Below are 7,995 nucleotides of genomic sequence, written 5' to 3' on the forward strand. Positions count from 1 at the left end.
GTGCCGCCGGACGGCCGGAGCCGGGCTCGGCAGCCGGTGGTCGGCCCCCGTCACGGACGGCGTCGCGCAGCGCGGCCGGGCCGGTCATTCCGCGGCGGGCAGGATGCGGCGGGCCAGTTCGGCGTGGGCGCGGTATTCCTCTTGCCATTCCGACGGCCCGTTCGAGGGGCTGACCTGCACCGCCGTCACCTTGAATTCCGGGCAGTTGGTCGCCCAGTCGGAATTGTCGGTGGTCACCACGTTGGCCTGGGTGTTGGGGTGATGGAAGGTCGTGTAGACCACCCCCGGCGCCACCCTATCGGTCACCAGCGCGCGCAGCGTGGTGTCGCCCGCGCGGCTGGCAACCCGCACCACGTCGCCGTCGCGGATGCCGCGGTTCTCGGCATCCGAGGGGTGGATTTCCAGCCGGTCCTCGGCGTGCCAGACAAGGTTGTCGGTCCGCCGAGTCTGAGCGCCCACGTTGTACTGGGTCAGCGTCCGCCCCGTCGTCAGCAGGAGCGGAAAGCGCGGGCCCGAGCGTTCCTCGGTCGCCACATATTCGGTGTGGATGAACTTGCCCCTGCCGCGCACGAAGCCGTCGATGTGCATGACCGGCGTGCCCAGCGGCGCCTTGTCGTTGCAGGGCCACTGGACCGAGCCCTCCCGGTCCAGCAGGTCGAAGCTGACGCCGGCGAAGCTGGGGGTGGTCAGCGCGATCTCGTCCATGATCTGCGAGGGGTGGGTGTAATCCCACGCCGCGCCCATCGCGTTGGCCAGCATCTGGGTGATTTCCCAGTCCGCGTACCCGTTCAGGGGCGTCATCGTCTTGCGGACCATGTTGATCCGCCGTTCGGCATTGGTGAACGTGCCATCCTTTTCCAGGAAGGACGACCCCGGCAGGAAGACATGGGCGTAGTTCGACGTCTCGTTCAGGAACAGGTCGTGGACGATCAGGATGTCGAGGCTCGCCAGCGCCCGCTTGACGTGGGTCGTGTCGGGGTCGGATTGCAGCACGTCCTCGCCCTGGCAATAGAGGCCACGGAAAGTCCCCTCGGTCGCCGCGTCGAACATGTTGGGGATGCGCAGGCCGGGTTCATCGGACAGCGGCACGCCCCAGACGCGTTCGTAAAGTTCGCGCGTTTCGGTGTCGGTGACGTGGCGATAGCCGGGATATTCGTGCGGAAACGACCCCATGTCGCACGAGCCCTGGACGTTGTTCTGCCCGCGCAGCGGGTTCACGCCGGTGCCGGGCTTGCCGATATTGCCGGTCAGCATGGCGAGGTTGGCGATCGCCATCACCGTGGTCGAACCCTGCGAATGCTCGGTGACGCCCAGCCCGTAATAGATCGAGGCGCGGGGTGCCTTGGCATAGGCCCGCGCCGCCTGGCGGATCAGGTCGGCGGGGACGTTGCTGGCGCGGGCGACCTCGTCGGGGGAATGGCGCGGGTCCAGCAGGAACTCGCGATAGGCCAGGTATTCATCCCAGTCGCAGCGGGTGCGGATGAACTCGTCATCCTGCAGCCCCTCGGCCACGATGACATGGGCCATCGCGGTCAGCACCGCGACGTTGGTGCCGGGCAGCAGCGGCAGATGCCAGGCATCGTTGCGGTGGACGCTGTCCAGCAGGTCGATGTGGCGCGGGTCGAGTACGATGACCCCCGCCCCCTGCCGCAGCCGCTTGCGCAGGCGCGAGCCGAAGACGGGGTGCCCTTCGGTCGGGTTGGCCCCGATGATCAGCGCCAGGTCGGTATCCTCGACCGAATCGAAATCATGGGTGCCGGCCGAAGTGCCGAAGGTCGTCTTGAGCCCATAGCCGGTGGGCGAATGGCAGACACGGGCGCAGGTGTCGGTGTTGTTGTTGCCCATGACCGCGCGGGCGAGCTTCTGGACGAGATAGGTTTCCTCGTTGGTGCAGCGCGACGAGGTGATGACGCCCACCGATTCCCGCCCATGTTGTTCCTGCGCAAGCTTCAGCCGGCCGGCGGCAAAGCCCAGCGCCTCGTCCCAGCTGACCACGCGCCACGGGTCGCGGTAATCCTCGCGGATCATCGGGTGCAGGATGCGTTCGGCGTGGGTCGCATAGCCCCAGGCGAAGCGGCCCTTGACGCAGCTGTGCCCGCGATTGGCCTTGCCCTCTTTCGAGGGCACCATCTTGACCACCGTCTCGCCCCGCATATGCGCGTCGAAGGAACAGCCGACGCCGCAATAGGCGCAGGTCGTCTTGACGATGCGTTCGGGCGTGCCGATGGCGATCTGGGTGTTTTCCTGCAGCGTCGCGGTTGGGCAGGCCTGCACGCAGGCGCCGCAGCTGACGCAATCCGAGGTCAGGAAGTCGTCCGAGGCCATGCCCGCCGACACCCGGCTGTCGAAGCCTCGGCCCTCGATGGTCAGGGCAAAGGTCCCCTGCACCTCGTCGCAGGCCCGCACGCAGCGCGAGCAGACGATGCATTTCGACGGATCGAAGGTGAAATAGGGGTTCGAGTGGTCCTTGGGCCGCCATTCCGGGTTCGGCGCGCCGTTCTGGCGGGCGTAGACGTGGTTCTCGCCCGGCTCGAAGCGCACGTCGCGCAGGCCGACGGCGCCGGCCATGTCCTGCAACTCGCAGTCGCCGTTGGCGGCGCAGGTCAGGCAGTCCAGCGGGTGGTCGCTGATATACAGTTCCATCACGCCCTTGCGGATGCGGGCGATCTCGTCGGTCTGGGTGTGGACCACCATGCCCTCGGCGACCGTGGTCGTGCACGAGGCCGGGGTGCCGCGCATCCCCTCGATGGCGACGACGCACAGCCGGCACGACCCGAAGGCCGTCACGCTGTCGGTGGCGCACAGCTTGGGGACGGTGATCCCGGCCTCGGCCGCGGCGCGCATGACGCTGGTGCCGGCGGGGACGGTGACCCCGATGCCGTCCACGGTCAGCGTCACCGCGATGTCGGACCGCGAGGCCGGGGTGCCCATGTCGCGGGTCCAGTCCGCGGGCGGAATGACGAAGTCCTTCATTCGGCTGCCTCCTTCCGGTGCGCCGGGCCCGTGAAATCCTCGGGCCAGTGGGTCAGGGCGGACATCACGGGATAGGGCGCAAAGCCCCCCAGCGCGCAAAGCGAGCCCCATTTCATCGTGTTGCAAAGATCGGTCAGGATCGGGATCGCGTCCAGATCCCCGGCTGCGATCCGGTCGATGGTTTCCACTCCGCGGACCGACCCGATCCGGCAGGGCGTGCACTTGCCGCAGGATTCGACGGCGCAGAATTCCATCGCAAAGCGGGCCAGCGCGCGCATGTCGGCGGTGTCGTCGAAGACGACGATGCCGGCATGGCCGACGAGGCCGTCCTTGCCGGCGAACTCCTCGTACCCGAAGGGGGTGTCGAACAGGCCGGGCGGGAAATAGGCGCCCAGCGGGCCGCCGACCTGCACCGCCTTGACCGGGCGCCCGCTGGCGGTGCCGCCGGCGATGTGTTCCACGATCTCGCCCAGCGTCAGGCCAAAGGCGATCTCGTAGAGGCCGCCGTGCCGCACGTTGCCCGCGATCTGCAGCGGCATGGTGCCGCGCGACCGTCCCAGACCATAGGCCGCATAGGCCTCGGCCCCGTTGGCCATGATCCACGGCACCGTGGCCAGCGACAGCACGTTGTTCACCACCGTGGGCCGGCCGAGGAAGCCTTCCAGCGCAGGGATCGGCGGCTTGGCCCGCACCGTCCCGCGGCGGCCTTCCAGAGAGTTCAGCAGCGAGGTTTCCTCGCCGCAGACGTAGGCGCCAGCCCCGACCCGCACCTCCATGTCGAAGTCGTGGGCGGAGCCGAGGATGCCCGTGCCCAGCACCCCCGACCCGCGGGCGATGCGGATCGCGGACTCCATCGCGCGGATCGCGTCGGGATATTCGCTGCGGATATAGACATATCCCTGCACCGCCCCCACCGCGAGGCCGGCGATCGCCATGCCCTCGATCAGGGTGAAGGGGTCGCCCTCCATCAGCATCCGGTCGGCGAAGGTGCCGCTGTCGCCCTCGTCGGCATTGCAGACGATATATTTGCGCTCGGCCGCGGCCCGGGCCACGGTCGCCCATTTGATGCCGGTCGGAAAGCCCGCCCCGCCCCGGCCGCGCAGGCCCGAGTCGGTCACCGCCTGCACGATCACCTCGGGGGCGGCGATGGCGGCGCGCAGACCGGCCAGCCCGCCATGCGCCTGGTAGTCGTCCAGCGACAGCGGGTCGATCACCCCCACCCGGGCAAAGGTCAGCCGCGACTGCGCCTTCATCCACGGCAGCTCGTCCACCGGCCCCAGCGCCCGGGGATGCCCGGGGTCGAACAGCGCCGGCACGTCCTCGGGCGTCATCGGGCCAAAGCCCATGCGGACGCCGTCGATCTCGACCTCGACCAGCGGCTCGAGCCAGATCATCCCGCGCGAGCCGTTGCGCGTCAGCGTGATCTCGACGCCCCGCGCCGCGGCCTCGCGCCGGATCGCGTCCGCCACATCGTCCGCGCCCAGCGCCCGGGCGGCGGCGTCGATCGGAACCCAGACCCTCATCACGCGGCCTCGGTCGCGAGCGTGACGACGCGGTCGGTCGTCGCCCGTCCGACCAGCCGGTCGTCCATCTGCGCGGCCGGGCCGCAGGCGCACAGGCCCAGGCAGAACACCGGCTCCAGCGTCAGGCGGCCGTCGGCGGTGGTCTGGTGCCAGTCCAGGCCCAGCGCGCCGCGGACCTGATCGGCCAGCGCATCGGCGCCCACCGACTGGCAGGCCTCGGCCCGGCACAGCCGCAGCACGTGGCGGCCGGTCGGGTGGTCGCGGAAATCGTGGTAGAAGCTGACGACGCCGTGAACCTCGGCCCGGCTCATGCTCAGCGCGTGCGCGATCAGCGGCTGCGCGCCTTCGGGGATCATCCCGAATTCGGCCTGCACGTCGTGCAGGATCGGCAGCAGCGGCCCCTCGCGGTCACGATGGCTTACGATGATCGCGTCCAGGCGGGTGATGCCGTCGCTGTCGAGTTCGGGCGCGCGGGAGCGGTTGGGAAGGACGGGCTCGGCAGGGGATGTCATCGCGGCTCCACAGGACGTCTGGCTGGCCGAAGGCTAAGCGGGCGGTGATAGACAGATCAATCTGAAAGACCCGTTCTATGATAGCCGAAAGCTATCGTCATTGACGCTGCGCGCGACTTGGAACAGCGCCTCGATCAGCGGCGGCCGCGGCTCGCGCTCGGCCGCCACCAGCCCGACCACATGGCCGGTGCCGCCGGTCAGCGGCCGCGCCGTGACCCCGCGCGGCAGCGGCAGCCCCTCGGCCAGCGCATTGGGCAGGATGGCGGCCCAAGCCCCTGTCGTGACATGGGAAAGGATCGCCAGCATCGAGTTCGATTCGACCCGCGGCGCGACCGGAGAGCCGGCCTTCGCCAGCTCGGCCGCGACGATGCGGCGGTTCTGCATGTCGGGGGTCAGCAGGCAGAGCGGGCGGGTCGCGGCCTCGGCCCAGCTGGCCGGTCCGGTCTCGGCGCTGCGATCCACGAGGCACAGGTTCTCGGTGAACAGCGGCACGGTCTGCACCCGCCCCGGCGCGGTGCCGTCCAGATAGGTGACGCCGGCGTCCAGTTCCAGCGCCGCGATCTGGTCCCGGATCTCGTCAGACGAACGCGAGAGAATCGCCACCTCGGCCCCAGGATAGCGGATCAGGAACGGCGCTGTCAGCCCGGCGATGCGCGGCATCGCGGTCGGGATCACCCCCAGCCGCAGCCGCCCCGTGACCCCCGTGCGGCGCGCGCGCAGTTCGGCCTGCATGGTCCGCGCGTCGCCGACGATCCGGCGGGCCCAGTCCAGCACCCGTTCGCCCTCGGGGGTCAGGCCGCGATAGCGCGAACCGCGCCGGACCAGCTGGACGCCCAGCTGATCCTCCAGCGCCTTCAGTGAGGACGACAGCGACGGCTGGGTGATGCCCAGTTCTTCGGCCGCGCGCCCGAAATGCTCGTGCCGGGCGAGCACCATGAACATCGCCAGCCGGTCGATCATCGGCGGGCCGCAATCGGGCGGTCGGCCAAATCCCCAAGGCCCGTGCAGCGCCCCGGGCCGGCAGGGTTCACAGGATCTCGACCTTCCAGCTTTCGATGACCGTGTTGGCCAGCAGCTTTTCGCACATCTGGCCGACCTCGGCCTCGGCCGCGGCCCGGTCGGTGGCGGCGAGCTCCAGCTCGATCACCTTGCCCTGACGGACCCCTGTGACGCCGGCAAAGCCCAGCGTGCCCAGGGCGTGCCGGATCGCCTCGCCCTGCGGGTCCAGGACGCCGTTCTTCAGCATGACGGTGACGCGGGCTTTCATCGGCGGATTCCTCAGTTGATCAGCGTGGGCTTGACCGGAGCGGCGGCGGGCATGACGCCCAGGCGCCGCGCGACTTCGGTATAGGCGTCGGTCAGGTTGCCCAGGTCGCGGCGGAACACGTCCTTGTCCAGCTTCTGGCCGGTCTTGACGTCCCACAGCCGGCAGCTGTCGGGGCTGATCTCGTCGGCCACCACCAGCCGCATGAAATCGCCGTCCCAGATGCGCCCGATCTCGATCTTGAAATCGATCAGCTTGATGCCGACACCGTAGAACACCCCGGACAGAAAGTCGTTGACCCGCAGCGCGAGGCTGACGATGTCGTCCAGGTCCTGCTGCGACGCCCAGCCGAAGGCGATGACGTATTCCTCGGACACCATCGGGTCGCCGAGTTCGTCGTTCTTGAACGAATATTCGACGATCGGGCGGGGCAGCTGGGTGCCTTCCTCCATCCCGAGCCGCTTGGACAGCGAGCCGGCGGCAAAGTTGCGGACGATGACCTCGAGCGGGATGATCTCGACCTGGCGGATCAGCTGTTCGCGCATGTTGATGCGGCGGATGAAATGGGTCGGCACGCCGATATTGCCGAGGCCCTGCATGAAGAATTCGGACAGGCGGTTGTTCAGCACGCCCTTGCCCTCGATCACCGCCTTCTTCTGGGCGTTGAAGGCCGTCGCATCGTCCTTGAAATACTGGATCAGAGTCCCCGGTTCGGTGCCTTCGTACAGGATCTTGGCCTTGCCTTCATAGATCTTCTTGCGCCGCGGGGCCATGATCGCGCCTTTCTGCGTGGGGTTCGCCCGACCCATAGGCCGAACGCGGTTGCGGGGCAATACGGGCTTGCGGGACCCGGGCCGCGTGGGCATATGAGGCGCAACCGATCAAGGAGGCCGTGATGACCACTTTCGACGACCGCGAACGCTCGTACGAGGCCAAGTTCGCGCATGACGCCGAGCTGCGCTTCAAGGCCGAGGCGCGCCGCAACCGGCTGCTGGGCGAATGGGCGGCCGGGCTGCTGGGCAAGACCGGCGACGACGCCCGCACCTATGCGCTGACCGTGGTCACCTCGGACTTCGAAGAGCCGGGCGAGGATGACGTGTTCCGCAAGCTGGCGGACGATCTGTCGGGCAAGGCCGACGAGGCGACGATCCGCGCCAAGATGGCCGAGCTGCGCGCCGAGGCCCGCCGCCAGGTCGCGGAGGAAAGCTGAGCGACCTCCTGAACCGACGACCGGAAAGGGCCCTCTCGGGGCCCTTTTTTCATGCCGCGGCGCGTTCGACCCGCGGATACAGCCGCGCCATGGTCAGGCCGCGGGCGCCGTTCAGGACCATCAGCGCCGCCCACAGCCCGTGATTGCCGAATGCCGGCAGCAGGATCAGCAGGGCGACGACATAGATCGCCACCGACAGGATCATCGCCTGCCGCATCTCGCGGGTGCGGGTGGCGCCGATGAAGATGCCGTCGAACATCCAGCTGGCGATGCCGATCAGCGGCGCGACCGCCAGCCAGGGCAGATAGGTCCGCGCCGCCTGCCGCACCTCGGCCGAGGTGGTCAGCAGGTCGATGATCGCGCCCCCCGCATAGGCGCCCCAGCGAGGCGGCTCGCCCGCCAGCTCGAAGTCATAATTGGTGAAAGCCAACCCCGCGGGCACCACCAGATCCGCCGGCGCAACCACCTTGGCCAGCTGCGGCACGTCCTCGGCCGGGGCCGGCGGATCTGGTG

7 protein-coding genes and 1 pseudogene are annotated in these 7,995 nt (G+C 68.9%); 1 reads left to right on the top strand and 7 read right to left on the bottom strand.

Annotation, left to right across the window (positions count from 1 at the left end; all coding sequences use genetic code 11):
* Positions 1–84: 84 nt before the first annotated feature.
* From fdhF to purC, 6 genes are all read right to left on the bottom strand, one after another.
* On the bottom strand, positions 85–2,973 hold the full coding sequence (fdhF, locus tag IC63_RS02385; RefSeq protein ID WP_036716542.1) for a formate dehydrogenase subunit alpha: 2,889 nt from the start codon (positions 2,971–2,973) through the stop codon (positions 85–87).
* A complete protein-coding gene (locus tag IC63_RS02390) occupies positions 2,970–4,496 on the bottom strand; it encodes a formate dehydrogenase beta subunit (protein WP_036716544.1) in 1,527 nt (508 codons plus the stop codon). Before IC63_RS02390 ends, fdhF begins: the two co-directional genes overlap by 4 nt.
* Entirely contained in the window at positions 4,496–5,008 is a 513-nt protein-coding gene (locus IC63_RS02395; protein ID WP_084115390.1) for a formate dehydrogenase subunit gamma, read from the bottom strand. The genes IC63_RS02390 and IC63_RS02395 overlap by 1 nt, the downstream gene beginning before the upstream one ends.
* A gap of 75 nt (positions 5,009–5,083) precedes the next feature.
* Positions 5,084–5,968, bottom strand: coding sequence for a LysR family transcriptional regulator (locus IC63_RS02400; RefSeq protein WP_036716546.1), 885 nt, complete (start codon positions 5,966–5,968; stop codon positions 5,084–5,086).
* A 67-nt stretch (positions 5,969–6,035) separates the two neighbouring features.
* Positions 6,036–6,275, bottom strand: coding sequence for a phosphoribosylformylglycinamidine synthase subunit PurS (gene purS / locus IC63_RS02405; protein WP_036716548.1), 240 nt, complete (start codon positions 6,273–6,275; stop codon positions 6,036–6,038).
* A gap of 11 nt (positions 6,276–6,286) precedes the next feature.
* Positions 6,287–7,045 carry a phosphoribosylaminoimidazolesuccinocarboxamide synthase gene (purC, locus tag IC63_RS02410; protein WP_036716593.1) on the bottom strand — a complete coding sequence of 253 codons (759 nt, stop codon included), beginning with the start codon at positions 7,043–7,045 and terminating at the stop codon, positions 6,287–6,289.
* 122 nt (positions 7,046–7,167) lie between these two features.
* On the opposite strand from purC, the gene IC63_RS02415 reads away from it, so the two are divergent.
* Positions 7,168–7,482, top strand: coding sequence for a DUF1476 domain-containing protein (locus tag IC63_RS02415; RefSeq protein WP_036716549.1), 315 nt, complete (start codon positions 7,168–7,170; stop codon positions 7,480–7,482).
* Between the two features lie 49 nt (positions 7,483–7,531).
* Here the strand turns inward: IC63_RS02415 and IC63_RS18350 are convergent.
* Positions 7,532–7,995: pseudogene (locus IC63_RS18350) on the bottom strand (hypothetical protein); the annotation flags it as partial.

The sequence above is a fragment of the Paracoccus sphaerophysae genome, from assembly GCF_000763805.1.
GTDB lineage: Bacteria > Pseudomonadota > Alphaproteobacteria > Rhodobacterales > Rhodobacteraceae > Paracoccus > Paracoccus sphaerophysae.

What these genes read in the sequence shown, in the direction of transcription:
- purS (WP_036716548.1), bottom strand. Translation starts at nt 6,275, where the DNA reads ATGAAAGCCCGCGTCACCGTCATGCTGAAGAACGGCGTCCTGGACCCG.
- IC63_RS02390 (WP_036716544.1), bottom strand. Translation starts at nt 4,496, where the DNA reads ATGAGGGTCTGGGTTCCGATCGACGCCGCCGCCCGGGCGCTGGGCGCG.
- IC63_RS02415 (WP_036716549.1), top strand. Translation starts at nt 7,168, where the DNA reads ATGACCACTTTCGACGACCGCGAACGCTCGTACGAGGCCAAGTTCGCG.
- IC63_RS02395 (WP_084115390.1), bottom strand. Translation starts at nt 5,008, where the DNA reads ATGACATCCCCTGCCGAGCCCGTCCTTCCCAACCGCTCCCGCGCGCCC.
- purC (WP_036716593.1), bottom strand. Translation starts at nt 7,045, where the DNA reads ATGGCCCCGCGGCGCAAGAAGATCTATGAAGGCAAGGCCAAGATCCTG.
- IC63_RS02400 (WP_036716546.1), bottom strand. Translation starts at nt 5,968, where the DNA reads ATGATCGACCGGCTGGCGATGTTCATGGTGCTCGCCCGGCACGAGCAT.
- fdhF (WP_036716542.1), bottom strand. Translation starts at nt 2,973, where the DNA reads ATGAAGGACTTCGTCATTCCGCCCGCGGACTGGACCCGCGACATGGGC.